This window comes from Streptomyces sp. 2114.4 (assembly GCF_900187385.1).
GTDB classification, from domain to species: Bacteria; Actinomycetota; Actinomycetes; order Streptomycetales; family Streptomycetaceae; genus Streptomyces; species Streptomyces mooreae.
Window position 1 is genome coordinate 5,663,988 of the sequence record NZ_FYEY01000001.1, and the last position, 26,077, is coordinate 5,690,064.

At 72.1% G+C, this 26,077-nt stretch carries 22 protein-coding genes; 11 read left to right on the forward strand and 11 right to left on the reverse strand.

Going from position 1 to position 26,077, the window contains the following annotated elements; translation table 11 throughout:
* Positions 1-125: 125 nt before the first annotated feature.
* Entirely contained in the window at positions 126-812 is a 687-nt protein-coding gene (locus CFW40_RS25055) for a DUF4328 domain-containing protein (RefSeq protein ID WP_088800148.1), read from the reverse strand.
* Positions 813-1,507: 695 nt separating this feature from the next.
* Here CFW40_RS25055 and CFW40_RS38270 point away from each other — a divergent pair.
* Both CFW40_RS38270 and CFW40_RS36730 read left to right on the forward strand, forming a co-directional pair.
* Entirely contained in the window at positions 1,508-1,636 is a 129-nt protein-coding gene (locus CFW40_RS38270; protein ID WP_256338944.1) for a hypothetical protein, read from the forward strand.
* A 137-nt stretch (positions 1,637-1,773) separates the two neighbouring features.
* Positions 1,774-2,679, forward strand: a complete 906-nt coding sequence (locus CFW40_RS36730; protein WP_143034538.1) for a hypothetical protein — start codon at positions 1,774-1,776, stop codon at positions 2,677-2,679.
* A 201-nt stretch (positions 2,680-2,880) separates the two neighbouring features.
* Here the strand turns inward: CFW40_RS36730 and CFW40_RS25060 are convergent, their stop codons facing one another.
* The 3 genes from CFW40_RS25060 to glgX all read right to left on the reverse strand — a co-directional run bounded on the left by CFW40_RS25060 (position 2,881) and on the right by glgX (position 9,148).
* The gene (locus tag CFW40_RS25060) at positions 2,881-4,854 is read right to left on the reverse strand and encodes an ATP-binding cassette domain-containing protein (RefSeq protein WP_088800149.1); all 1,974 of its coding nucleotides are present in this window, start codon (positions 4,852-4,854) and stop codon (positions 2,881-2,883) included.
* The gene (locus CFW40_RS25065; protein WP_088800150.1) at positions 4,851-6,770 is read right to left on the reverse strand and encodes an ABC transporter ATP-binding protein; all 1,920 of its coding nucleotides are present in this window, start codon (positions 6,768-6,770) and stop codon (positions 4,851-4,853) included. Before CFW40_RS25065 ends, CFW40_RS25060 begins: the two co-directional genes overlap by 4 nt.
* Positions 6,771-6,892: 122 nt before the next feature.
* Positions 6,893-9,148 carry a glycogen debranching protein GlgX gene (gene glgX, locus CFW40_RS25070; protein ID WP_088800151.1) on the reverse strand — a complete coding sequence of 752 codons (2,256 nt, stop codon included), beginning with the start codon at positions 9,146-9,148 and terminating at the stop codon, positions 6,893-6,895.
* 244 nt (positions 9,149-9,392) lie between these two features.
* Between glgX and CFW40_RS25075 the strand changes: the two genes are divergently transcribed.
* The 7 genes from CFW40_RS25075 to CFW40_RS25105 all read left to right on the forward strand — a co-directional run bounded on the left by CFW40_RS25075 (position 9,393) and on the right by CFW40_RS25105 (position 16,437).
* On the forward strand, positions 9,393-10,697 hold the full coding sequence (locus tag CFW40_RS25075; RefSeq protein ID WP_088800152.1) for an Ig-like domain-containing protein: 1,305 nt from the start codon (positions 9,393-9,395) through the stop codon (positions 10,695-10,697).
* A gap of 181 nt (positions 10,698-10,878) precedes the next feature.
* Positions 10,879-12,117 carry an Ig-like domain-containing protein gene (locus CFW40_RS25080; RefSeq protein ID WP_371127263.1) on the forward strand — a complete coding sequence of 413 codons (1,239 nt, stop codon included), beginning with the start codon at positions 10,879-10,881 and terminating at the stop codon, positions 12,115-12,117.
* 143 nt (positions 12,118-12,260) lie between these two features.
* A complete protein-coding gene (locus CFW40_RS25085) occupies positions 12,261-13,028 on the forward strand; it encodes an enoyl-CoA hydratase/isomerase family protein (protein ID WP_088800153.1) in 768 nt (255 codons plus the stop codon).
* Positions 13,029-13,304: 276 nt separating this feature from the next.
* Positions 13,305-13,832 (forward strand): ATP-binding protein, encoded by a 528-nt coding sequence (locus CFW40_RS25090; protein ID WP_371127262.1) that lies wholly within the window; start codon positions 13,305-13,307, stop codon positions 13,830-13,832.
* A 271-nt stretch (positions 13,833-14,103) separates the two neighbouring features.
* Positions 14,104-14,643, forward strand: coding sequence for a hypothetical protein (locus tag CFW40_RS25095; protein ID WP_088800155.1), 540 nt, complete (start codon positions 14,104-14,106; stop codon positions 14,641-14,643).
* Positions 14,644-14,701: 58 nt separating this feature from the next.
* The gene (locus tag CFW40_RS25100) at positions 14,702-15,559 is read left to right on the forward strand and encodes a thioredoxin domain-containing protein (protein WP_088800156.1); all 858 of its coding nucleotides are present in this window, start codon (positions 14,702-14,704) and stop codon (positions 15,557-15,559) included.
* Positions 15,556-16,437, forward strand: coding sequence for a cytochrome c biogenesis CcdA family protein (locus tag CFW40_RS25105; protein WP_107440471.1), 882 nt, complete (start codon positions 15,556-15,558; stop codon positions 16,435-16,437). Before CFW40_RS25100 ends, CFW40_RS25105 begins: the two co-directional genes overlap by 4 nt.
* 75 nt (positions 16,438-16,512) lie before the next feature.
* Here CFW40_RS25105 and dgt read toward each other — a convergent pair whose 3' ends face one another.
* The 5 genes from dgt to CFW40_RS25130 all read right to left on the reverse strand — a co-directional run bounded on the left by dgt (position 16,513) and on the right by CFW40_RS25130 (position 21,880).
* Complete coding sequence (dgt, locus tag CFW40_RS25110; RefSeq protein WP_256331299.1) at positions 16,513-17,838, reverse strand: dGTP triphosphohydrolase; 1,326 nt, start codon at positions 17,836-17,838, stop codon at positions 16,513-16,515.
* Between the two features lie 180 nt (positions 17,839-18,018).
* Positions 18,019-18,369 carry a hypothetical protein gene (locus CFW40_RS25115; RefSeq protein WP_088800158.1) on the reverse strand — a complete coding sequence of 117 codons (351 nt, stop codon included), beginning with the start codon at positions 18,367-18,369 and terminating at the stop codon, positions 18,019-18,021.
* Between the two features lie 334 nt (positions 18,370-18,703).
* The gene (gene nadE, locus CFW40_RS25120) at positions 18,704-19,534 is read right to left on the reverse strand and encodes an ammonia-dependent NAD(+) synthetase (protein WP_088800159.1); all 831 of its coding nucleotides are present in this window, start codon (positions 19,532-19,534) and stop codon (positions 18,704-18,706) included.
* A gap of 189 nt (positions 19,535-19,723) precedes the next feature.
* Positions 19,724-20,278: a GH25 family lysozyme gene (locus CFW40_RS25125; RefSeq protein ID WP_088800160.1), complete on the reverse strand. Its 555-nt coding sequence runs from the start codon at positions 20,276-20,278 to the stop codon at positions 19,724-19,726.
* 381 nt (positions 20,279-20,659) lie between these two features.
* Complete coding sequence (locus tag CFW40_RS25130) at positions 20,660-21,880, reverse strand: glycosyltransferase family 4 protein (RefSeq protein WP_088800161.1); 1,221 nt, start codon at positions 21,878-21,880, stop codon at positions 20,660-20,662.
* Positions 21,881-22,115: 235 nt separating this feature from the next.
* On the opposite strand from CFW40_RS25130, the gene CFW40_RS25135 reads away from it, so the two are divergent.
* Both CFW40_RS25135 and CFW40_RS25140 read left to right on the forward strand, forming a co-directional pair.
* Positions 22,116-22,883, forward strand: coding sequence for a response regulator transcription factor (locus CFW40_RS25135; RefSeq protein WP_088800162.1), 768 nt, complete (start codon positions 22,116-22,118; stop codon positions 22,881-22,883).
* A gap of 1 nt (position 22,884) precedes the next feature.
* Positions 22,885-24,447, forward strand: a complete 1,563-nt coding sequence (locus CFW40_RS25140) for a HAMP domain-containing sensor histidine kinase (RefSeq protein ID WP_088800163.1) — start codon at positions 22,885-22,887, stop codon at positions 24,445-24,447.
* Positions 24,448-24,607: 160 nt separating this feature from the next.
* On the opposite strand, the gene CFW40_RS25145 is transcribed toward CFW40_RS25140, so the two are convergent.
* The gene (locus tag CFW40_RS25145) at positions 24,608-25,567 is read right to left on the reverse strand and encodes a M56 family metallopeptidase (protein WP_088800164.1); all 960 of its coding nucleotides are present in this window, start codon (positions 25,565-25,567) and stop codon (positions 24,608-24,610) included.
* The gene (locus CFW40_RS25150; protein WP_088800165.1) at positions 25,564-26,043 is read right to left on the reverse strand and encodes a BlaI/MecI/CopY family transcriptional regulator; all 480 of its coding nucleotides are present in this window, start codon (positions 26,041-26,043) and stop codon (positions 25,564-25,566) included. The genes CFW40_RS25145 and CFW40_RS25150 overlap by 4 nt, the downstream gene beginning before the upstream one ends.
* Between the last annotated feature and the right edge of the window lie 34 nt (positions 26,044-26,077).

Below are 26,077 nucleotides of genomic sequence, written 5' to 3' on the forward strand. Positions count from 1 at the left end.
TCCTGTGCCGTGCGTCCCCCGGGCGCGTTGTCCCCTGGTGGCTGTCCCCTGGTGGCTGTCCCTTGCCTTGCCTTGCCTTGCCCTGCCTTCGCCGCGCTTTCTGTGGTGTCGCGGGTGGCGGTGGGTCAGTCCGCCGCGGTGCCGTCGGTCTCGAACCGCGGGGAGCTGCCGGTGCGTTGCTGCTGCGCCGCGGTGAGGGCGCGGACGACGAAGATGCCGGCCACCGCGGCGCCGATGACGGCCGCGTCCGCGGCCAGGAGCAGCGGTACGTCCTGGTAGGCGCGGGCGATGACGTCGTCCGTGGAACCCGTGTACATCAGGCCCGTACCGCTCAGCATCCCGGCGACCCACAGGCCCCACCACCAGTTCACGGCGCGCGGCAGTGGTTCTCCCGGCGCGCTCGCGCGGTGGATGTCGACAATGATGCCGCGCGGCACCCACAGGTTCGCCACGGGCACGATCCAGCCCGCGTAGACCCACGGCCCGGCGTAGCGCGGCGGCTGTCCGGAGAGGGCGCGGGCGTTGTCCCGGACGCGCCACAACCAGGCCAGAAAGGCGATCGCGCAGAGCACCGTGGTCCCGCCCGCCAGGGCGCTGATGATGTGGAAGCCGTTCTCCAGGGCGGTCAGCGTGCGATGCCGGCCGCCGCCCTGGTCCGGGAGCCCGGAAGCAGGCATCCCGGACAGGGCGAGCCGGAGCTGCCAGACGGCAACGGCCGCCCAGGCGGTCCCGGCGAGGACAAAGGCGGCGACGGCGCCGCGGGCAGCTCCGCGGACCGGGTGCAGGGAGTGCAGCAGGGGATGATCGTTCACTCGATCATTCTTTCCCACGGGGGGCGCGTACGCCAGACGGGATCACCGCAGCCGGGCCACGTGGTGTCTCGGCTCGCTGTCGGTGGGCCACGGCCGTGCTCGCCGCCCTCGGCGCCGGGCCGGCGCCCCCCTCGTCCGGCGCCCTGTGTACACCGCTGCCGTCCCGGGCCGGGCATCCTTCCGGGCCTGATCACGTGTCGAGGACCCTACGGACCTGTAGGGAGCGCGACTTCATGAGCACTGGCTCCTGCGGAAACACCGGATTCCGCGCCTGGTGAGCAGCGCGTGTGCTCGGTGATCACGAGCAGCATGGCCCGCCAGGCTCTGAGCGGTAGTCACTTCGGGTAGCGGACTCCGCTTCTTGGGCAGCAAGCAGGTGTTTTTCACTTTCTCCTCTGCAAGCTGGAGGGGAGGGGGTGAGCTTCAATGGTCTCGACGATCGCCGGGTCGCTTACGTTTCCTGTCCCGCCGGAAAAGCGAAGAGCGGAGGATAGGTGACAGGCCATCTGTATCAGTGGCACTCAACCGGCAAGCAGACCAATACTCGCCAACTCCATTCCTTGGGCAGTTCGCTGAGTCGGGCGCACCCGGAATGGGCGCCCGGCCACCTTCGGCAGCAGGAGGCCCCATTGCGCATGCCACGCCGGGCTGGGTACAGTCACCATCGTGCTCAACTTGAGCGATTGAGGGAGGTTATGCCCGAGATGAATAGTTCCGAGGAGCAGGAGACGGACCTCGCCTACATCGATGAGGCCGACCTGGCAGCAGTGCACGGCGGTGGTGTCGGTAACCACCAGACCCACGGGCACGCTACTACGGACTGAAGGCTGTGGCGCGCGGGTAATCCCTCGCGCGCCACTCCCTTCTGTTCGATCCCCGTCCTTTGGTGTCGCGCTGCTTGAGGCTTGTATTCGGACGTTTCCAAGAGTTTGAGAATACGCCTACACAAGAAGACGAGTTTATGACAGCTTCACGCCCCGAAGGCAAGGCAAGCGAGTTTCACCTCGACGATGCGCGGTGGGGCGAGACGCCCGGCATGGAGACGCCGATCGACAGCTTTGGGCGAAATGACCTGAAGCGGTACGGCTTCGAGTGGGAACGTGACGCTGTTCGTGTCCGCGTGCAAAGCGATTTGATGCCGCTGGGCGAGCGTCTGTGTGTATCGAATGGAGTGCGGCCGGCCGATGACCCGCGTTACCGGTCTCATGCTTCTGTGCCGATGTGGCCCTGGCGCACACTCGACGCTGCCGAATTGGAGACGCTGTGTGCGCCGCCCGGACAATGGGATATGCGTCGAATGGTTGGCGTCTGCCGTTTCCCCCCTTCGGTGCATCGCGAACTCGTGCGCGTGGCACTCGCTTACGCGAATGCCTTCAACGCACACGATGAACAGGGTGTTGACGTAGCCAATCGGGATGCAGCCGACCTTCTCGGAGAATATCTTCTGACGCGGGAAGGTTTCGGCCTCATTGGTTTGGCGGCTCGCGACCCAGGGCTTGTGACAGTTACTCCGAGAATAGAAACGGGTCTCCTCACGGGACTGCACGTTGACGGCTGGGACACTTTCAGGCCGGTTGGGCTGGCTACCAACCGTGTAGGGGTGAATCTAGGGAAAGGGTCGCGGTCGCTTCTCTACGTGCCGTTCGCCGCCGATGCGTTGGGGCTGGCAGACCACAAAACGTGGGATCGGCGTATTCCCGGCTTCTTCACCGCACACCCGCAGTGCCCTGTCCTGCGGGTCCGTATTGACCCGGGAGAGGCGTACATCGCCCCCACTGAACTGGCTCTCCATGATGGAAATACTGAGGGAAACCAGGCGATCGACGTCTGCCTGCACGCGCGAGGACAGTTCGGAATCCCTGAGTAATTTCCAGCTTTGGGTTGAGACATGGTGAAGGGCGAGGATGGAGCGAAGAGCGGATGCTCCTCCGTTGGAAAGATCATAAACGGCAGATAGATGGAGACTGCTGACCGTAGCGACTGTTCATGATCCCGGGGTAATGCCCAAACAGTGCTCATGATCGCGCGGAAGTGCTCACGCAACCGCGGAACCTACAGGACCGACGGGCTACCCCACGCTCTCCCGCCACGCCCGGTGCAGCTCGGCGAACCGGCCCCGGCCGGCGATGAGTTCCTTCGGTGGGCCGTCCTCGACGATCCGGCCGTCGGCCATGACCAGGACCCGGTCGGCGATCTCGACGGTCGAGAGGCGGTGGGCGATCACCAGGGCCGTACGGCCTTGCAACACGGTGGCCATGGCGCGCTGCACCGCGCGTTCACCGGGGATGTCCAGCGAGCTGGTGGCCTCGTCGAGGATGAGGACGGCGGGGTCGGCGAGCAGGGCGCGGGCGAAGCCGACCAGTTGGCGCTGGCCGGCGGATATCCGGCCGCCGCGCTTGCGGACGTCGGTGTCGTAGCCGTCCGGCAGCGCGGTGATGAAGTCATGGGCGCCGATGGCCTTCGCGGCGAGTTCGATCTCCGCGCGGGTGGCGTCCGGGCGGCCGAGGGCGATGTTGTCGGCGACCGTGCCGGAGAACAGGAAGGCCTCCTGGGTGACCATGACGACACCGCGGCGCAGGGTGGTGGTCGACAGCGCGCGCAGATCGACGCCGTCGAGCAGCACCTCGCCCTCGGTGGGGTCGTAGAAGCGGGCCAGCAGCTTGGCGAGGGTGGACTTGCCGGCGCCGGTGGCACCCACCACGGCGACGGTCGTGCCCGCCGTCAGCGTCAGATCGAAGCGGGGCAGCACCTCGCCGCCCGAGCGGTAGGCGAACCGGACGCCGTGGAAGGCGACCTCGCGGCCCGGCCGGCCCGCCGCCACGGCCGGCAGCGCGGCAGGTGCCGCGGGCTCCGGCACGCCGGGGCGCAGGGCCAGCAGACCGGCGATCTTCTGGAGGGAAGCGGCCGCGGATTCATAGGAGTTGAGGAACATCCCGAGCCGGTCGATGGGGTCGTACAGCCGCCGGAGGTAGAGCACACCGGCTGCCAGCACACCGAGCGCCAGCCCTCCCGTGGCCACACGGTAGGCGCCCCACAGGACGAGTGCGGCGACCGTGGTGTTGGCCACCAGCCGGGAGGAGACGACGTAGCGCGCCATCTCCAGGGAGGTGGCGCCGTTGATCCGGGCGTGCTGGTGGTTCAGCCGGGCGAAGGCGGCGTCGTTCGGCCGCTCGCGGCGGAACGCCTGCACCGGGCGGATGCCGCTCAGGGTCTCGGTGAACTTCACGATGACACTCGCCATCGCCGTGGACTTCGCGCTGTAGACCCGGTGCGAGCGGTGCCGGAAGGAGCGTACGAGGAGGGCGAGCGGACCGGCGGAGACGAGGGCGGCCGCGCCGAATCCCCAGTCCAGCCAGATCAGGGTGGCGGTGATGTAGATCGTCGAGAGCGCGACTGTGATCAGCTCCTGCAGCCCCTCCTCGAGGAGTTCACGCAGCGACTCCACGTCCGTCGTGGCGCGGGAGATCAGCCGGCCGGACGTATAGCGCTCGTGGAAGTCCAGGCTCAGCGCCTGCGCATGCCGGAAGATGCGGCCGCGGAGGTCGAGCAGCACATCCTGGCTGACCCGGGCGGAGAGCTGGATGAAGCCGAACTGCAGCCCGCCGGACGCCACCGCGCACAGCACCGCCGCCACCGCCACGGCGATCAGCGGCCCGTGATCGCCCGCCCGCAGCGCCGGCACCGCGCTGTCGAGCGCGTAGGCGACCAGCAGCGGGCCGGCCTGCACGGCGGCCTGCTGGAGCAGCAGCGAGGCGGCCACCCACCGGACCCGGCGCCGGTGCGGGGCCAGCAGGGAAGCCAGGAGGGTGCGCGAGGCCCCCTTGGGGGTGGGGAGCAGATCGTCTGCGAAGGCATCGGTGGCGGGGGAGCCCGGGGCCTCCGGGGAGCCCGGGGCCTGCGGGGTGCCCTCGGGCTCCGGCGAGCTCTCGGGCTCCGAGGTGGCCTCGGCCTCCGGGGAGCGCGGTGTGGCGGGCGGCTGTTGTTGCGGGGCGCGGTGCCCCTCGGGGCCGTCGGGCGGGAGGCCGGTTGCGGTGGTGGTCATCGGGCGCTCTCTCCCTCGCCGGACATCAAGGTGGCGTACTCGGCGTTGTCCCGGAGCAGTTGGTGGTGGGTGCCGACGGCGGCGATCCGGCCGCCGGACAGCAGTGCCACCCGGTCGGCGAGCAGAACCGTGGACGGCCGGTGGGCGACGACCAGGGCGGTGGTGGCCGCCAGGGCCCGGCGCAGCGCCGCCTCCACCAGTGCCTCGGTGTGCACATCGAGGGCGGAGAGCGGATCGTCGAGGATCAGGAAGCGCGGCCGGCCGACCACCGCACGGGCCAGGGCGAGCCGTTGCCGCTGCCCGCCGGACAGGCTCAGCCCCTGCTCACCGACCTGGGTCGCACTGCCCTCGGGCAGGGCGTCGACGAATCCCTCGGCCTGTGCCACCGCCAGCGCCCGCCGCAGATCGCCGTCCTGCGCATCCTCTGTGCCCATCAGAACGTTCTCCGCGGCGGTCGCCGAGAAGAGTGTGGGCTCCTCGAAGGCCACGGCGACCAGCGCACGGGCCTCGTCCCGGCCGATCGTCGCCAGATCGCGCCCGTCGAGGGTGATCCGGCCCGCGGTCGGGTCGTACAGCCGCGGCACCAGCGCAGTGAGGGTGGTCTTCCCGCTGCCCGTCGCCCCGACCAGCGCCATCGTCTCGCCGGGCCGGATGTGCAGGGTGACGTCCTGGAGGAGGGGCGGGGCGTCCGGCGGCGCATCGGGGTAGCGGAACTCGACGCCGGAGAAGACCAGTCCGCCGGTGCCGGGCAAGGCGGGAAGGGGGGAAGCCGGGGCGCCCAGGGGGCCTGCGGTGGTGGCCGGTGTGTCCGTGGGCAGAGCGTCCCCACCCCGTACCTCCCCACCCCGTACGCCCCCGCCCCGTACGCCCCCGGTCCCTCCGCCCGTCGCCGGTTCCTCCACCGCGGGCTCGTCCATGACCTCGAAGTACCGGTCGGTGGCCGTTGCCGCCTCGTTGGCCATCGCCAGCAGGAAACCGGTCGACTCCACGGGCCAGCGCAGCGCCAGCGCGGTCGACAGGAAGGCGACGAGGGTGCCCGCGGACAGCTCGCCGTCGGCCACCTGGAGCGAGCCGAGTACCAGGGCGCCGCCGATCGCGATCTCCGGAAGTGTGGTGATGCAGACCAGGATCCAGGCCAGCAGCCGGGCCTTGCGGAGTTCGGAGCTACGCAGCGCATGCGTCAGCTTCCGGAAGGACCGGGCCTGGCTGCGGTGGCGTCCGAAGCCCTTGATGATGCGGATGCCGAGCACCGACTCCTCGACCACCGTCGTCAGATCGCCGACCTGGTCCTGGGCCTGGCGGGCCGCCCGCCCGTACTTCGCCTCGAAGACCGAGCACAGCGCCATCAGCGGCGGCACCGGTGCCAGCAGCACCAGGCCCAGAGACCAGCGCTGGGCCATGAGGATCACCGCGCCCACCAGGATGGTCACCCCGTTGACGAGCAGGAACGTCAGCGGGAAGGTGAAGAACATCCGCAACAGCTGAAGGTCGGTGGTTCCCCGCGACAGCAACTGGCCCGAGGGCCAGCGGTCGTGGAAGGCGACCGGCAGCCGCTGCACATGGCGGTACAGCGCCTCGCGCATCGCCGCCTCGACCCCGGCCAGCGGGCGCGCCACCAGCCAGCGCCGCAGTCCGAACAACAGCGCCTCCGCCAGCCCGAGCAGCAGCAGGAAGGCGCCACCGAGCCATATCCCGCCCGGATCGCGCCCGGCCACCGGCCCGTCCACCAGCCACTTGAGCACCAGCGGGATGATCAGGCTGATGCACGAGGCGAGTATCGCCACGCACGCGGCGGTGCCCAGGCGCGCCCGCACCGGGCGGATGAACGGCCACAGGCGCAACAGCGAGCGCACTGCGGAGCGCTGGGGTAAGTCGGTCCGGTCGGGCGGGGGCGAGGTCTGCGCGGTATCGGCCATCACTCGCGAGCGTAAGGCGCGGCACTGACAACGCTCATGCCATTTTCCGCCCGGCGGCCCCGCCCGCTGTGCCGCGCCGCGCTACCGCCGCCCCACCACTGTCCGCTACCGTCCCACCCCCCTCAGCCCGGCACGGCCCGGAACAGCACCACCGACCGCCCGGCCAGCGTGAGCGAACCGCCCGCCGGGTACGGCGGCCGTGCCGCCTCCGGCTGGTGCTCGCGTGCCGTGTCGACGAGGAGTTCGTAGGCGCGGGCCCAGGGCGGTCCGGGGAGGGTGAACGGGCAGGGCCGGTCGGCCGCGTGGAGCACGGCCAGGAAGCTGTCGTCGACGAGGCGGATGCCCCGGGCGTCGCGTTGGGAGATGTCGTTCCCGGAGAGGTACATCCCCAGCGTGGCCCCCGGGGTGTACCAGTCCTGTTCGGTCATCTCCGTGCCGTCCGCGGTGAACCACGCGAGGTCGCGCAGACCGCCCTGCTGATGCGGCCGCCCGGAGAAGAACGCCCGGCGGCGGAGCACGGGATGCGCGCGGCGCAGGGCGATGAGGCGGGCGGCGAGATCGGCCAGCGGGCGCCATTCGGGGTCGTCCAGCAGCGACCAGTCCAGCCAACTGGTCTCGTTGTCCTGGCAGTAGGCGTTGTTGTTGCCGTGCTGGGTGCGGCCCATCTCGTCGCCGGCGACCAGCATCGGCACACCCGTCGACAGCAGGAGGGTGGTCAGCAGGTTGCGCAGCTGTCGGCGGCGCAGCGCGCGGACCTCCTGGTCATCGCTCTCGCCCTCGGCACCGCAGTTCCAGGAGCGGTTGTCACCGGTGCCGTCACGGTTGCCCTCGCCGTTGTCCGCGTTGCGCTTGTGCTCGTAGGTGACCAGGTCACGGAGGGTGAAGCCGTCGTGTGCGGTGATGAAGTTGACCGAGGCATAGGGCCGGCGGCCGCCCCAGGCGTAGAGGTCGCTCGATCCGGAGAGCCGGTAGCCGAGATCGCGCACGTCGTGCTGGGCGCCGCGCCAGAAGTCGCGGACGGTGTCGCGGTAGCGGTCGTTCCACTCCGTCCACAACGGCGGGAAGGCACCGACCTGATAGCCGCCGGAGCCCACGTCCCAGGGCTCGGCGATCAGCTTGACCCGGCGCAGCACCGGGTCCTGCGCGATCACCGCGAGGAACGGCGAGAGCATGTCGACATCGTGCATGGAGCGGGCCAGCGCGGCCGCCAGGTCGAAGCGGAAGCCGTCCACGCCCATCTCGGTGACCCAGTAGCGCAGCGAATCGGTGATCAGACGCAGGACATGGGGCTGGACGACGTGCAGGGTGTTGCCGCAGCCGGTGTAGTCGGCGTAGCGGCGGGCCTCGCCGGCCAGACGGTAGTAGCCGCGGTTGTCGATGCCCCGCAGAGAGAGCGTCGGGCCCAGCTCACCGGCCTCCGCGGTGTGGTTGTAGACGACGTCGAGGATCACCTCGATGCCCGCGTCGTGCAGCGCCCGCACCATCCGCTTGAACTCGCCGACCTGCTGCCCCCGGGTGCCCGTGGCGGCGTATCCGGCATGGGGCGCGAAATAGCCGACGGAGTTGTAGCCCCAGTAGTTGCGCAGCCCCCGGCGCACCAGGTGGTCCTCGTGCGCGAACTGGTGGACCGGCAGCAGCTCGACGGCGGTGATGCCGAGCCGGACCAGGTGCTCCAGCGCCGCGGGGTGCGCCAGCCCCGCATAGGTGCCGCGCAGCCGCTCGGGGATACCGGGGTGGCGCATCGTGAAACCGCGCACATGCAGTTCGTAGAGCACGGAATCCGGCCAGGGCGTCTTGGGCCGGCGGTCGTCCTGCCATTCGTCGATGCCGCCCTCGTCCCCGGTGTCCTCGCCGACCACGACGCCCTTGGGGACGTACGGAGCCGAGTCCCGGTCGTCGCGCACGGTGTCGGCGACGTGCTGTTCCGGCCAGTCACGGACATGGCCGTAGAGCTGGGCCGGCAGCGCCGCCCCCGCGCCGGACGGTTCCGTACGGGCGCCGAAGTCGCCGTCCACGGCCCTGGCATACGGGTCCAGCAGCAGCTTCGCCGGATTCCAGCGGGCGCCGCTCCAGGGGTCCCAGCGGCCGTGCACCCGGTAGCCGTAGCGCTGGCCGGGGTGGACACCGGGCAGGAAGCCGTGCCAGATCTCATGGGTGAGCTCGGTCAGCGCATGGCGCGTCTCGCGCTCCGCGTCGTCGAAGAGACACAGTTCCACGGCCTCGGCGCCGCCCGCCCACAGGGCGAAGTTGGTGCCGGCGATGCCGTCGGGGCCGGTGCGATAGCGGGCGCCCAGTGGTGTAGGGCTGCCGGGGCGGATATCCGCGGGTGGGGCGAGTGGTTCATCCGCCACCGCCTCCTGCTCGGGTGCGCTCGACACGTGCCGGCCTCCTGCGGCTCATGGCTCGGTCGGGCGGCGGGCCCCGGCACGGGGTACCTCCCGGTGTCCACCGGGAGAGTCCGGCCGTGCAGGTGTCCCCCGCCCTCCCCGTTGTTCTTCCCGCAACCGGGCGTTGCCTCACGCTTCCCCCGGCGGGGGCTCATCGGTCTGCCCCGCACTGCCCGTGACATCCCGTTACGCGGCATACCTCCCAACCTGATGGTCATCCGTCACAATTCGGTACATGACCGCCCATCAGCAGAACCGAGCAGGGGACCGAGCGCAGAGCCGGGAGGACGGCCGGGCACGGGGCAGGGTGCCGGACCGGGCGGGCGGGCGAGCGGCGGTGCGGGCGGCCCGCCGGGTCCGCGTCGTCCTCGTCGCCGCGGCCGGGCTCGCCGGGGCGGTGGCGCTGGCCGGCTGCGGGGACGCCGAGGGCTTCGTCGGCAGCAAACCGCGCTCTCCGGGGGTGGCGATCAGGATCGTCCCGCACGACGGGGCGCACGGTGTACGGGCCGACGGGCGGTTCGAGGTACGGGTGCCCGAGGGGCGGCTGGAGCGGGTCGAGGTCAGCCGGGCCGGTGGCGCCGGCCGGCAGCCCGTCGCCGGGCGGATCGCCCCGGACGGTATGACCTGGCGCCCGGCGGCCCGGCGCCTCCAGCCCGGCGCGAAGTACACCGTCGACGCGGTGGCGCTGGACGGTGCGGGCCGGCGCTCGGCCCGCCACACCACCTTCACCACCGCCGCGCCCGTCCGCCGCTTCACCGCCCACTTCTCTCCCCAGGGCGACGCCACGGTCGGCACCGGCCTGATCTTCTCGCTGGTCTTCAACCGGCCGGTCGCCGACCGCGCGGCCGTCGAACGCGCTGTCAGGGTCAGCGCCCGCCCCGCCGTCGAGATCGCCGCCCACTGGTTCGGCCACCGCCGGCTGGACTTCCGGCCCCGGGAGCGCTGGCGGCCGGGCACCGGGATCACCGTGGATCTGCGGCTGCGCGGCGTGAAGGCCGGACCGGGCGCCTACGGGACGCAGCACCGGACCCTCCACTACCGGGTGGGCCGGGACCAGGTCAGCACCATCGATGCCGCCCGGCACACCATGACGGTCCGCCAGGGCGGCCGGGTGGTGGCGGTCCTGCCGGTCACCGCGGGCGACGACGCGAACCCCACCTACAACGGGAAGATGGTGATCCTGGAGCGGCATTCCGTGACGCGGATGGACGGCGACACCGTCGGCTTCGGCGCCGAGTACGACATCCCGGACGTGCCGCACGCCATGCGGCTCACCAGGTCGGGGACCTTCCTGCACGGCAACTACTGGGCCCCGCCCGAGGTCTTCGGCGGCCTCAACACCAGCCACGGCTGCGTCGGGCTGAAGGACATCAAGGGCGGCGGCCCCCACACCCCGGCCGGCTGGTTCTTCGGCCACTCGATCGTCGGTGACACCGTCGTGGTGGAGCACTCCCCGGAGCGGATGGTCGCGCCGGACAACGGCCTCGGCGGCTGGAACATGCCCTGGGAGCTGTGGCGGGCCGGGTCCGCGCGGCGCTGACCGGCGGCCGCCTCGGTGGCCGTCCGCCCCCTGCCTCCGCACCACCCCCGCAGTTGGGACTAAACGGTGACGTTCACGGGGAGTTCACTGTCACCGCGGTGTGGTTATCTAACGGCAAGCGCGCGGCTGTCCGCGTCCGCGCGCGGGGGACCGCGGGCCGTGCGAGGGGGAAGGGGCAGTCGTGAACGTCCAGCCGAATTCGGGGGTGCCGGCTCGCCGGCGTCGGTGGCCGGTCACGGGCGGGGGCGCGCCGGCCCTGCTCGTCGGCGCGATGCTGCTGCTGGTGACCGCTTGCGGCGGTGACGTCGATGACGACACATCGGCGGGCAAGGCGGGCGGGGAGAAGGCCGCCTCGCAGGCGGCCGTGACGATAGCGCCCAAGGACGGTGCGCACGACGTCGCCACCAGCGGCGCGCTGAAGGTGACCGCCCACAAGGGCCGGCTCAAGTCCGTCAAGGTCAAGGACGGCAAGGGCAACGAGGTCGACGGGAAGACAGCGGGCGGCGGCGCCTTGTGGCAGCCGAGCGGCCACCTCGGCGCCTCGACGGAGTACACCGTGGACGCCATAGCGGTGGACGGCAAGGGCCGGGAGACCGCCGAGCACTCCCGCTTCACCACCCTCGTCCCGAAGAACACCTTCATCGGCCAGTACACCCCCGAGAACGGCCAGCGGGTCGGCGTCGGGATGCCGGTCTCGATCCACTTCACCCGAGGTATCACCGACCCCAGGGCCGTCGAGGACGCCATCAAGGTCAGCGCGCAGCCGTCGGTCCCCATCGAGGGCCACTGGTTCGGCAACGACCGGCTCGACTTCCGCCCCGAGAAGTACTGGGCGGCCGGCACCAAGGTCACCCTCAAGCTCGACCTCAACGGCGTCGAGGGCCGGCCCGGGGTCTACGGCACCCAGGCCAAGGAGGTCTCCTTCACCGTCGGCCGCAGCCAGGTCAGCACGGTCGACGCCGCGTCGAAGAAGATGACCGTGGTCCGCGACGGCAAGAAGATCAAGACCATCCCGATCACCTCGGGTGCGCCGGGCACCGAGACGTACAACGGCAAGATGGTGATCAGCGAGAAGCACCTGGTGACGCGGATGAACGGCGACACCGTCGGCTTCGGCGGGGAGTACGACATCAAGGACGTCCCGCATGCGATGCGGCTGAGCACGTCCGGCACGTTCATCCACGGCAACTACTGGTCGGGCAGCGCGACCTTCGGCACCCGCAACGCCAGTCACGGCTGTGTGGGCCTCTTCGACCAGCGCGGTGGCGGCGACAGCTCCACCCCGGCGGCGTGGTTCTTCCGCAACTCCGTCGTCGGCGATGTGGTCATCGTCAAGAACTCGCACGACGAAACGATCCAGCCGGACAACGGCTTCAGCGACTGGAACCTTTCCTGGGAGAAGTGGAAGGCCCGCCAGTAGAGCCGCCAGTAGAGCTGCCAGGAGGGCCGCCCATAGGGGCATCGGTGGCCTCGGCGGCAGGGCGGCCGGAAGGCGAGCGGGCCCGGTGCACTGTGACGCAGTGCACCGGGCCCGATGTCGTTAACGCGTACTAACCTTCCCGCATGACTGTGAATCTCGAGGTCGCCGACGGCGTCGGCACCATCCGCCTGGACCGTCCGCCGATGAACGCACTGGACATCGCCACCCAGGACCGGCTGCGCGAGCTGGCCGAGGAGGTCACCCGCCGCGACGATGTGCGCGCCGTCGTCGTCTGGGGCGGCGAGAAGGTGTTCGCGGCCGGCGCGGACATCAAGGAGATGCAGGCCATGGACCACGCGGCCATGGTGGTGCGCTCCAAGGCCCTGCAGGACTCGTTCACCGCCGTGGCCCGGATCCCCAAGCCGGTGGTCGCCGCGATCACCGGCTATGCGCTGGGCGGGGGCTGCGAGTTGGCGCTCTGCGCCGACTTCCGGATCGCGGGCGACAACGCCAAGCTCGGCCAGCCGGAGATCCTGCTGGGTCTCATCCCCGGCGCCGGCGGCACCCAGCGGCTGGCGCGGCTGGTGGGCCCGTCCAAGGCCAAGGACCTGATCTTCACCGGCCGTCATGTGAAGGCCGACGAGGCCCTTGCGCTCGGCCTGGTCGACCGGGTGGTGCCGGCCGCGGAGGTCTACGAGCAGGCGCACGCCTGGGCGGCACGGCTGGCGGCCGGTCCCGCGCTGGCGCTGCGGGCCGCCAAAGAGTCCGTCGACGGCGGTCTGGAGACCGACATCGACACCGGCCTGACGATCGAACGCAACTGGTTTGCGGGGCTGTTCGCGACCGAGGACCGCGAGACCGGTATGCGCAGCTTCATCGAGGAAGGGCCGGGCAAGGCCAAGTTCCGCTGAAACGGCTGTTGTTGGCGATGCTTCTGAGGTTTGGGCCGGGTGCAATGCCTCGTGTGGGCGAACCAAGGAAGGCTTAATTGCGCCTTAAGGCAACCTTGTTGAGGCGTCCGGCCGCTTCCGTGGAGGCCCGGCGTCCAGGCAGGTCAGCCTGGGTGCGCCGGGCCCTCGGCCGCCGTTGGCAGACGTCTCGCCGGAGGGCTGGAACCGACGATTCCGGACAATCGATTCCGTCGGTTCCGCTCCCCTGGACGCGGCGCAACGGCCATGATGGGACGCATGGCGGGCCTCGAAGGAATGGAGCAGCCGCGGCCGCGGAGCGATCCGGCCGCCGCCCGAGGGGGCATCCCCGGTCCGGACGCAGACACCGCACCGGCCCCTCGCGCACCGGCCCTCGCGGCCTCCGGCCCGGTCGGCGACCCGGCTCTCGGCGAGGTGCGGCTGCCCTCGCGCCCCCAGTCCGCCGGCATCGCGCGCCGGCTGACCGCCGCCGTACTCATCGGACAGTGGGCCCTGACGCCCCAGCTCGCCGAGCACGCCGTGCTGCTGGTGTCCGAGCTCGTCGGCAACGCCGTGCGGCACACCGGCGCCCGCACCTTCGGGCTGCGGATGCTCCGCCGCCGCGGCTGGATCCGGATCGAGGTGCGCGACCCGTCCCGCGGCCTGCCCTGCCTGATGCCGGTCCAGGAGATGGACCTCAGCGGCCGCGGCCTCTTCCTCGTCGACAAGCTCTCCGACCGCTGGGGCGTGGATCTGCTGCCCCGCGGCAAGACCACCTGGTTCGAGATGCGGATCGCCGACCGCTGAGGGCCGGTTTGCCCGGCCCTCGGCCCCCGGCCCCGGGGGCGGCGCGGCGCAATTCCGGCCCTGCCCGGCCTGGCCCGCCTCGCCCCGGCCCGGCTTGCCCCCGGGCGCCTGTGCCCCGTCGGTTCTCGTTGCCCCGACGGTCCCCGTTGCCCCGTCGGTTCCCGTGTCCCGACGGCCCCGATGTCCGCTCCGGTCGGTGCTCAGCTCGCGCGATGACGATCCGTAGGATGGGATATTCATGTTCGCGCACCGGGCCCGGAGAGGAGGGGACATGCACCACGTGCGCCGGTCGGCCACGCTGACGCTGCTGCTCCTCCTCGCCGTCACCTTCGGGCCGCTGCTGTGCCGCATCGGCGGCGACCAGGCCTGGCTGGCGGGCCGGGCGGCAGCGGCCACGGCGGCATGGCGGGCCGACGCCGCGACGCCGGCGCACCCGGCGGCGGCGCGCACCGCGGCGAGCCCGGCGGACGGTGACGCATCGGCGCACGGGGACGGACCCGTGGACGGGTACGCATCGCCGGATGGCGACGCACCGACACGGCCGTCCGCCGCCGGCGGCCCGCGGCTCGATCCCGGTGCCCCCCTCGCCGTGGCCCACGCGCCCAAGAAGTGCTCGAACCGGCATGCCCCGGGGCCCACGGAGTCCGCCCCGCTGCCCACACCGCACCGCGGTGAGCCCCTGGCCCCCGCCACCACCGGCGCGGGGCCGCTCGCCGCTGATCTGCCCGCGCAGTACGCGCTCGCCCGGCCACCGACCGACAGCGCGCCCGCCCGTGACCGCACCCCGCTCCTGCCCGTACTGCGGATATAGGCCGCTGCCCCGACGCACACGGCCTGACCTTCCCCTTCCGTACGTCTGGAGCTTCCGCATGCCCGCTTCCGCCTCTCCCACCCGCAAACTGGCCGCCATCGGCGCGGTCATCGCCCTTGTCGTGGCCGTCATCGCCATCGGGGTCGCCATCGGCAAGTCCGCCGAGGACGACCGCGGCACCGGCCGCGGCAATACCTCCGAGGCCGCCGCCTCCGGTGCGCCCGAGGAAGACCCCGCACAGCAGAAGATGTTCGACGACCTCGCCAAGCGGACCAGCCGGCGCGAGGACGGGGATCCGCTGGCCGTCGGCCGGAAGGACGCCCCGGTGGTCCTGGTCGAATACGCCGACTACCAGTGCTCGTTCTGCGGCCGCTTCACCCGTGAGACCCAGCCCGGACTGATCAAGAAGTTCGTCGACGCGGGCACCCTGCGCATCGAATTCCGCAACTTCACCGTCTTCGGCGCCGACTCCGAGCGGGCCGCCCGTGCCTCCTGGGCCGCCGGGCAGCAGGGCAAGTTCTGGCAGCTCCACGACGAGCTGTACGCCAAGACCCGTAAGGGCAAGGCGCTCGCCGAGGACAAGCTCGTCGAGCTGGCCCGCAGCAGCGGTGTGGACGACATCGACAAGTTCCGTTCGGACATGAAGAGCGAGGATGCCGAGCGGGCGCTGAAGAAGGATCAGACCGAGGGGTACCAGCTCGGGGTGCAGTCCACGCCGTCCTTCCTCGTCAACGGCCGGCCGGTCGCCGGGGCCCAGCCCGCCGAGGTCTTCGCCCAGGCCATCAAGGATGCCGCGGCGCGGGCGGACAAGAAGGGAACGGCGGACAAGAACGGGGCCAAGGACAAGAGCGAGCCGTCGGGCAAGGACGGGTCTGCGGCCAAGGACGGGCCGGCGGCCAAGGGGGCCGGGGAATGAACGACATCGGCTACCTCGCGGCGTTCCTGGGCGGTGCGCTGGCGCTGCTCAGCCCGTGCAGCGCGCTGCTGCTGCCCGCGTTCTTCGCGTACTCGCTCTCGACGCCCGGCCGGCTGGTGGCCCGTACCGGAGTGTTCTACCTGGGGCTGGCCACCACGCTGGTGCCGCTCGGCGCGGCCAGTACGGCTGCCAGCCGGCTGTTCAACGGCCACCGCGATCTGCTGATCGCCGTCGGGGGCTGGGTCGTCATCGCGATGGGGCTGGCCCAGATCCTCGGCCTGGGCTTCGCCTCCCGGCGTGCCCAGGCGGCCGCGGCGAGGATCACCCCGCGGTCCGCCGTCTCCACCTTCCTGCTCGGCTGTGTCTACGGGCTCGCCGGCTTCTGCGCGGGCCCGATCCTCGGCGCGGTGCTGACGGTGACGGCGGTCAGCGGCTCACCGGTGTACGGCGCCTCGATGCTCGCCGTCTACGCACTGGGCATGGCGCTGCCGCTGTTCGTGCTGGCGCTGTTGTGGGACCGCTGCAAACTCGGTACCCGGGGCTGGCTGCGGGGCCGTGCCTTCACCCTCGGAAAGCTGCGGCTGCACACCACCTCGGTGCTGTCCGGGGTGTTCTTCATCGGTATCGGCGTGCTGTTCCTGCGTTTCAACGGAACCAGTGCGCTGCCCGGAATCCTCGACGCGGACGACGAATTCCGGGCCGAGGAATGGGCGGCGCGGATCGGGAACGCCGTACCGGATTACGCGCTGATCGCGGTGGCCGCGCTGATCGTCGCCGTGGTGCTCGGCCGTATCGCGCTGCGGCCGGAGAAGAAGCCGCGGGGCGAAGCCGAGCAGCCGGCGGACGGGGCGGAACGGCCGCGGGAAGGGGCCGGGTAGCGGCGGAGTGCCGGTGGCGGGGCCGGGCCGTTGTGGAACGGCACCTGGCCCCGGCCCCCGGGGCTCACCCGTCCCTCACAGCCACACGTTGTCGTTGACCGACCCCAGGCCGGTGCCGGACAGCCGCCGGTGCAGGGCCAGCGCCTGGTCCTCGGTCAACGAGGCCACATGGTCGGCACAGGCACGCAGCCGGTCGCCGTGCAGCGCCAGCTCCTCGGCGCGGTCCGGCGGCAGCAGCTCGGGTGCGTCATGGGTCCAGCGCAGCAGCTCGCTCACCACCCGCCGCTTGCCGTGCTGCTGGGTGGCCAGTGCGGGCCGGTCGATGACGTAGCACCACACCAGCTCCTTGAGCAGATCGCAGGCGGCCCGCCGCTCCGGCGGGATCACCAGCCGCGCGCCGTAGCGGATCGCCGCCTCGCCGCCCACCTCCAGCTCGATCCCACGGGTGAAGTACGAGATCAGATCGGAGGTGCGGCGATTGACCGCGACCGCGTCCTCATGGCTGCCGCTGTACGGGGCGGGTACCGCCAGCCGCTTGCCGATGTCCGCCATCATCACCAGCGCCGCGTCACGGTCGAAGGGCTCGCCCTCGCGCGCCCGCTTGGCCTGTACGTAGTCCAGGAAACGGCGGGTCTCCCGCTCGGTGTCGGCGCCTGCCGCCCCGTCCGGCGGGAACAGCGCGGCCAGCGGGATCAGACCCGTACGGTAGAAGTCCTCCACGTCGTGGCAGGCGTAGGTGACATCGTCCGCCCAGTCCATGACCTGCTCCTCGACCGGTACGGCGGTGTCCGTACGGCCGGCCCGCACCCAGGAGAACGCCTCCCGGTCGGCGACGTACACCCCCCACTTCACATGCCGCGCCGGGTCCTGGTCGACAGGCGCCCGCTCCCACGGGTATTTGGTGGCGGCGTCCAGACAGGCGCGGGTCAGGTGCAGTCCGCGATGGCCCGGGTATTTGTGGGCGGCGAGAAAGGTCAGCACCCGCAGGGTCTGCGCATTGCCCTCGAAGCTGTCCAGCACACCGTCCGCGAAGTGCAGGTCGTCCATCGTGGCGCGCAGCGCCAGCTCACCGGCGTGCCCGAAGGGCGGGTGGCCTATGTCGTGAGCCATGCACGCCGCCTCGACGAGCGCCGGGTTGGGCCCGCCGTACCGGCGCTCCAGCCGCTCCGCCATCCTCCGGCCGAGCTGCGCCACCTTCATGGAGTGGGTCAGCCGGGTGTGGTACGCGCCCAGCTCGGCGCTCGCCACCACCTGGCTCTTGCCGGCCAGCGCCCGCCACTGGGTCGAATACAGGATCCGGTCGACGTCGTGCTCGAAGCCGGACCGCTGCCCGTCGTCGGGCACCCGTCGTCGGAGGGAGTGCTGCTCGAGGTCCTCATCGCTGTATGTGGCAGGTCGCATGCGCGGATGGTAGTCCGCTCCCGCCGGGCGGGGGCTCGCCGGTGGGCGGGGCCCGCCGGTGGGCGGGGCCCGCCGGTGGGCCGGGGCCCTGCGTCACCGACCCGGCCCACCGGCACACCGCGGGAGACACCCCCCAAGGGCCGAAGCCGGCAGCCGGCAGCCACCGGACGGCGGACAGCTCTAGGCGCTCAGCCGCCGCCGGTGTGGATGCGGACGGGGACGCGGGCGGGCGTGCGCCGGGTGGGCGTCCGCCCGGCGCCGGCGGTCGTTGCAGAGCAGGCACTTTCCGTAGCCCGGCGGAAGGGGGTCTTCCACGTCGCCGTACAACGGGTCGACCGCGCCGTGGGGATGTAGGGCACAGCCGGTCGGGCCGGTCTCCGCGCCCAGCGAGCCGGCAGCGGTCAGTGCTTGCCGGAGGACGTCGACGAGCTGGTCCGCATCGCGCCGGGTCGGCGCGGACTGCAGGGACGAGGCAAGGTCGGAGGCGGTGGTCAGCGCGGACCGGAGTTCGCGCAGGTTTGCGTAACCCATGCCTCGGAGCGTAGGCGGACCCACTGACAGTTGATCTTCCGATCGCACTTCGCGGCTTCCCATGGCCGGATGCATGCCCGCTCACACCCATGATGTAGCACCGGGACGGTGACGGTCGCCTTGCCGGTCCGTGACGGGGTGGGGTCGACGGGGGCACGGCGGAGCCGACGGGGCGGGGCAGGGCGGAGCCGGCGGGCCGGGGCGGGGCGGAGCCGAGGGGGCGGGCCGGGGCCGGGCGACGCGGGATGCCGTCCCCCCCACCCCCGAACCCACCCCCCGCCCCCTCCCCCGAAGGGGGAGAGGGGGAGGGGGCGGGGGAGAGCCGAGCGGCCCCTCAGGGCGCGATCGGCAGCGCCCGCTTGTGCTCGGTGAGGCGGTAGCGGCGGACGATGGCGTAGGCGGCCGCGGCGTCGACCGGGTGGCCCTCCAGGTAGTCGTCGATCTGGTCGTAGCTCACACCGAGCGCGTCCTCGTCCGGCTTGCCCGGGTCAAGGGTCTCCAGGTCGGCCGTCGGCACCTTGTGCACCAGCTCGCCGGGGGCGCCCAGCGCCGCCGCCACCGCGCGCACCCGGCGCTTGGTCAGCCCGGTGAGCGGCACCACATCGGCCGCGCCGTCACCGAACTTCGTGAAGAAGCCGGAGACCGCCTCGGCCGCGTGGTCGGTGCCCACGACCAGGCCGTCATGGGCGCCCGCGACGGCGTACTGCGCGATCATGCGCTGGCGCGCCTTGATGTTGCCCTGGACGAAATCCTGGTGGTGGGCGTCACGGAAGACCAGCCCGCCGTCCATCGCGGCCCGCAGCGCCGCATCGCTCGCCGGGCGGATGTCGACGGTCAGCTCCCGGTCCGCGCGGATGAACTCCAGCGCCCGCTGGGCGTCCTTCTCGTCCGCCTGGACGCCGTACGGCAGCCGCATCGCGTAGAACGTCGCCTCGTGCCCGGCGGCGCGGGCCCGCTCCACGGCGAGCTGGCAGAGCCGGCCCGTGGTCGTGGAGTCGACGCCGCCGCTGATCCCCAGGACCAGCGAGCGCAGGCCCGTGGAGGTCAGCCGCTCCGTGAGGAAGGCCACCCGGCGTTCGATCTCCTGCTCGGCGTCGAAGGACGCGGTCACCTGGAGATCCCGGGCGATCTCCTGCTGCAGGGCCTTGGACGCCGGGTCGGTCACGGCTGCTCCTCGTGTTCTCGTGCGGCACCGGCTTGCGCCCGTGCCGCGTCTGCGTCGTGTTCTCGTGCCGGGTCGCGTGGTGCGGTGACACGTTGTTCCCGTGCCGCCTACGCAGCGTTCCCGTGCGGTCTGCTGCTCTGCGTACGCGCGGTTTTCCGGCGGCGCGGAAAGGCGCGCCGACAGCAAACCTTATGCCGGGTGCGCCCACTTCTTCAGGGCGGCCTTGGTCGAGAAGTCCGCGACGTCCTTGTCCAGCGGCTGGTCGGTGTACTGGTGGAAGCGCCACTTCGCCTTGATCCGCGGATGTCCGGCGGAGACGTAATCGGCGATCCACAGGCCGTCGGCCGCGTAGGACGTGGTGTCGTGGTTCAGCCAGAAATCGCGGTTGCAGTAGAGCAGCACGCGGTGGGTGGGACGCAGCTTCTTCACTGCGTGCAGGAACTGGTCCTTCTGCGCATTGCTCGCGTAGGTCCCCTCGCCGGTGCGCTCCCAGTCACAGGCGAGGAGGTCGCCCTGGACCGATGCGCATTTCTCGACGAAGTATTTCGCCTGGGCGGCGATATTGCCCGGCCACAGAAAGTGGTAGAAACCCACCACGCAGCCCGCTTTACGGGCCTTTGACGCCTGTGCGGACTGGTGCGGATTGATGTAGGAGCGGCCTTCGGTCGCCTTCACGAAAACGAAGTCCAGCCCCTCGGCGGAGTACGAGGTGTTGTAGGCGCTGACATCGACACCATGCAGCATGAACGGCCTCCTGCCGATCGGACCTGCGGATTCGAAGCGTCAACTGCGTGAATCCTCGACTGCGTTGCCGTGGTGCCGGGTGTTTCTCGTGTTTCCGCACTCCCGTGATCAGATGCTTCCGCGAGCCGGCGTCCCTGCGTGCGAAGCAGTCTCGTTCCAGCAGTTCAGCATGTTTGCCACCGGGGACGCCAGATTGTGGTCGGGAAGTTCCTTGTACCGCGGTCAAGTTGAGGCCTTGTACCGCGGCCGGGTTCGGCGTCCTCGTATGGCGGCCGGGACGAGTCCTTGGGCCGCGGTCACGTGGAATCCGTGCGCCACGGTCACCTTGCGGCGGCTACGGTTTCGCCGTCCCCGGGACCGTCGCCGTAGCGGGACGACGCCTCAGCGCCGCAGGGCCCGCCGCACCACCCGCCGCGCGACGGCGCGGGCCCGCGCGAGGGTGCGCCGCCAGGCGCGGGCGGCACGCGTCGACCGGAGCTCCTGGAAAAGGAGCTCATAGCGCTCGGCGATCGGCTCCGGGTCGTAGCGGTGCGAACTCTCCAGCGCGGCCCCGGCCATGTCGCGGCGGCGCTGCGGGTCCTCGATGAGCCGGAGGAGCGCACCGGCCATCGCCCGGCCGTCGCCGCGCGGCACCAGCAGCCCGTCCGTACCGTCGTGAATGATCTCGGCCGGGCCCAGCGGGCAGTCGGTGCTGACGACGGGCACGCCGCACCGCATCGCCTCGACGAGGGTCATGCCGAAGGACTCGGCGTCCGAGGCCGAGGCGACGATCGACGCCTTGGCGAACTCCGCCTCTATCGGGGAACGCGGCCCGGTCAGCTCCGCCTGCCCGTTCAGCCCGAGCCCGTCGATCAGCCCCTGGAGCTGTGCGCGCTCGGCGCCGCCGCCGTGTATCCGCAGCCGCCAGTCGGGGTGCTTGGCGGCGACCGCGGAGAACGCCTCGATCAGCAGGTCGAAGCGCTTGCCGCGGACCAGCCGGCCGGCCGCCGCGATCACCTTCGAGGTGCCCTCGGACGGCGGCCCGTCCGGTGCGGGCACGATGTTCGGCACCGCCAGGACCCGTACGCCCGGCAGCGGCATCCGCGAGCGGTAGACCGCGGCATCCGCCTCGGTGGTGGTGACCAGGGCGTCCAGCGTCCGGTAGTGGCGGGCGAGTTCGGCCCGGAGCCGCTTGCTGTGCGCGTCGTGTCTCAGATGCTCCTGGGCGATCCGCAGGGCCCGGCGGGGGCCGAACCGCGCCAGGTAGACGTTGATGCCGGGCCGGGTGCCGATCAGCACGTCGGCCTCGGTGGTGCGCAGGAACTCCGCGGCCCGGACATCGGTCAGCCGGCTGTACTGGTGGTGCCGCTTCTCGGCGAGCGGGAAGTCCCGCGCGGGCTCACCGAACAGCGGATCGGCCATGTCCTCGCTGCCGACGCGGGTGTCCACCAGCGGCACCAGCCGCACCCGGGGGTCCACCGTGAAGCGCGGGACCTCGCGGTGCCGCAGCATCGAGACGATCTCGACGTCGTGCCGGTCGGCGAGCGCGGCGGCGAGGTTGAAGGTGGTGCGGATGGTGCCGCCGATGGCGTACGCGTTGTGCAGCAGGAGGGTGATCTTCATGCGGTGAGGTGCTCTTCCCGGAGATGTGCCGAGTCGTCCGACCGGCCGGTACGCTCACGGCCGCGTCATCGCGACCGGCCCGTCCGGCACCGGGACACCGTGGCGGTAAGGGGTAAGCCGATGGCGTGGCGAGGGTGAGAGCCCGGTAAGAACCACGGGTGAGATCCGGGTAAGAAAGCCCCGGCGGGACCGGCCGCCCGGCATCGCACCTCCGAGCCCTTGGCAGACTTGCCGCGTGACCCATTCCGTACTGCTCGCCGAGGACGACCGGCCCATCCGCACCGCGCTGGAGCGTGCCCTGACCCTGGAGGGATACCGGGTCACCGCCGTCGCCGACGGGATCCAGGCCCTCGCCGCCGCGCACCGCGAGCGGCCCGATGTGATCCTGCTGGACGTGATGATGCCGGGGATCGACGGGCTGCAGGTGTGCCAGGTGCTGCGGGCCGAGCAGGACCGCACCCCGATCCTGATGCTCACCGCCCGGGTCGAGACCGCGGACCGGATCGCCGGTCTGGACGCCGGTGCGGACGACTACGTGGTCAAGCCGTTCGAGGTGGAGGAGGTCTTCGCCCGGCTGCGGGCGCTGCTGCGGCGGACGACAACGGGAGCGGCCGCGGACGAGAGCGGCGCGGGCGCCGGTTCCGCTGCGGCGGGCGAGACCGAGGGGGCCGAGGAGGCGTACGACGCGCGGGTGGCGGACAGCGGTGTCGTCGAGGCCGCTGACCTGCGGATCGACGGGCCCTCGCGCCGCGCCTGGCGAGGCGAGCGCGAGCTGGAGCTGACCCGGACCGAGTTCGAGCTGCTGGAGCTGCTGGCCCGCAACGCCGGAATCGTCCTGGACCATTCGACGATCTACGACCGGATCTGGGGCTACGACTTCGGCCCCGGCTCGAAGAACCTCGCGGTGTACGTGGGCTATCTGCGGCGCAAGGTCGATGTCCCGGGCAGCCGCCCGCTGATCCACACGGTGCGTGGCGTCGGTTACGTGCTGCGGGAGGACTGAGATGTCCCCGGCCCGCGACCGGCCCGGCGCCGGGCCGCGCACCCCGGCCGGCCCCCGGCTGTGGGCTCGGCTGCGCGCCCGGCTGCGGGCTCGGGCACGTTCCTGGCGCAGGGGCGGATCGGCCGCCTGGCTGCGCACCCGTAGACCCGCCAGTCTGCGCACCGCCGTCGCGGTGGCGTTCGCCATGGGGGCGGCCGCGGTGACCGTCCTGGTCGGGTTCCTCAGCTACGACGCGGCGGCCCGGCTGGTGCGGGTCGACGAGAGGTCGGTGTTCTCGCAGGTCGTACGGGATCTGCGGACCCAGGTCCAGGAAAAGCCGTTCGAGCCCACCGACTACACGACCGTCGACCCCGACCACGACGGGCCGCGCGACGACCTCACCCGGCCCACCCGTACCGATGTGCAGATCCTGGGCGCCGACGGCCGGATCGTGGAGGCGGGGCGCCCGCCCCTGCCGGCCGGTACCGGGGAACGCCGGGTCGCCGGTGACGCGCGCGCCGGCCACCTCGCCGAGCGGGAAGCGGAGATCGGCGACGAGGAGTACCACGTCGCGACCGTGGCACTCGGCGGCGGCCGCGGTGCCGTACAGGTCGCGCAGAAGTTCAGCGAGACCGAGGATCTGCTCTCCGCCCTGCAGCAGCGCACCGCCCTGCTGGCCGCCGCGGTCATCGCGCTGTCCGGCGCGGGCGGCTGGTGGCTGGCGCGCCGCATCACCGGCCGGCTGGTGCGGCTGACCTCGGTCGCCGAGAAGGTGGCGGAGCACGGACGACTGGACGTCCCGGTCCCGGTGGCGGGACGGGACGAGGTCGCCCGGCTGGGGCGGGCCTTCGACGACATGCTCGGCCGGCTGGCCAGCGCCGTCCAGGACCAGCAGCGCCTCGTCCAGGACGCCGGCCACGAGCTGCGCACCCCGCTGACCTCGCTCCGTACGAATATCTCGCTGCTGAAGCGCTTCGACGAGCTGCCGCCGGACGCCCGCGACGAGCTGTTGGCCGACCTGGCGGGCGAGGCCCGGGAACTCAGCGATCTGGTCAATGAGCTGGTGGACCTGGCGGCCGGGCAGCGGGACGACGACCCGCTCTCGGAGGTGAGCCTGGCCGAGGTCGCCGAGAAGGCGGCCGCCTCGGCCCGCCGCCGCACCGGCCGGGAGATCACCGTACGGACCGTGCGCCCGGCAGTGGTCGAGGGCCGCTCCGCCGCGTTGCACCGCGCGCTCACCAACCTCCTGGAGAACGCCGCCAAATTCGACGCCGGCGGGACGGAGCCGATCGAGGTCGTCGTCACCGGGGCCCGCATCGAGGTCCTGGACCGCGGCCCCGGCATCGCCGACGCCGACCTCACCCGGGTCTTCGACCGCTTCTACCGGGCCGCGGCGGCCCGCGGTCTGCCGGGTTCCGGACTCGGCCTCGCCATCGTCCGCGAGATCGCCACCGCCCACGGCGGCCATGCGTTCGCCGCGCGGCGGGCCGGGGGTGGCGCGATCCTGGGCTTCACGGTCGGGAGGGGAAAGAACGACGGCAAGGGAGCCGGAGCACCGATGGGGGCCGGGGTGCCGGGGGCGTAGCGTCCGTTGCCGCCGGGGCGCCGGGGGTGTGGCGTCCGTTGCGCCGGGGCTTCGCGCTTCTCCGAGCAGGGGCTTTCCCGGCCTCTGCAGGCGGCCCGCGCTTCCCCTGCTTCCGGCCTGTGCCGTTTGTGCCTTGCCGGGCATGCGCCTCTGCGGGCCGTCAGCGTGCCGCCTCCCCTTGAGCCACCTCCACCGTCTCGTGCAGATCCGTTGCGGCGTCCAGGGCGGCGGCCGCGGAGAAGGCGACGCAGGCGAGCAGGGCCGCCGCGATCAGCCGACGGCCCCGGAGGACGGCGCGTGTCGGAGGGTGGCCCGGGGGCCGCTCGGGGGCCAGTAGGGCGGCGACGCGGCGGGGGACCGGGCCGGTGGTCGCGGCGAGGACGGTGCCGGGGCGGTGTGCGGCCGCGGCGGCGGGGCGGGCGGCCAGCGCGGCGCGGCCGATGGCGCGGGCGGTGACGCGGCGGTCGCCCACCCGGGAGGCGGCGGTTTCGTCGGCCCAGCGTTCCAGGGCGTAGGCCAGCGGGGCGCGCAGGTACCGGAGCAGGGGGTGGCAGACCGCGGCCAGCGCGGCCGTGAGCAGGAAGAGATGGTGCCGGCCCGCGAGATGGGCGCGCTCATGGGCGAACAGCGCCTCCCGCTCGTCCGGGGGCAGCGCCCGCAGCATCCCGGCCGTGACCACCACCCGGCCCGGCCGTCCCGGCAGGGCGTAGGCGTCGGGCGCGGCGTGCGGCAGGACGCACAGATCGCCGGAGGTGGGGTGGGCGTCGGTGGCGAGGCGGGCGGTGCGGAGTTCGGTGTGGTGGCGGCGCATGCGATGGACGACGGCGAGGGCGGTGGCGCCGAGCAGACCGGCGGCGGCACCGGCGGCGGGGACCGACGCGGCCGGATCGCTGCCCAGCAGTGGCAGGGAGAGATGGTCCAGAGCGGCGACCGGCGACAGTCGCAGCGCCCCGGCGGTCAGCAGCAGGCCGAGCGCCGCGGTCGTACAGCCGGCCAGTGCGACCGCACAGCCGGTCAGCAGCCAGGCCGCGGCGCGCGGCGGCAGCGACTCCGCCAGCCGGCGGGCGGCCGGCACCGCGAGCAGCGGCATCAACAGGGGGATCCACACGGCGACGATCATGGCGCGGCACCGGGGTCGGGGGCGGTGCCGGGGCCGGGGTCGGCGCCGAGGCTGGTGCCGGGGCCAGGACCGGGCCGCGAGCCGGTTCCCGGTCCCTCGGGGGCGCCTTCCGCGTCCTCCAGAAGGGACCGCAGCAACTGCTCGTCCTCACTGGTCAGCTGGGAGACGAAGCGGGCGAGCGCGGTGCCGCGGTCGTCCTGCTTGTCGAGTTCGCTGCGCATCCGCCGGGCGGTCAGCCCCGCGGAGTCCTGTATGGGGGAGTACACGAAACCGCGGCCGGCCCGGGCGCGGGAGACCGCACCCTTGTCGTGCAGCCGGGTGAGGATCGTGGTGACGGTGGTCCGCGCGAGCCGGCCGCCCAGCGCGCTCTGCACCTCGGCGGGGCTCAGCGGCCCGCCGGCCGCCCAGAGGGCCGCGAGCACGCTCGCCTCCAGCTCCCCGGCCGGGCGCCGCTGCACGGGTGATGTCTCCGACATGGAACGCCCTTCACCTGTTCGTCGTCTACAGTGC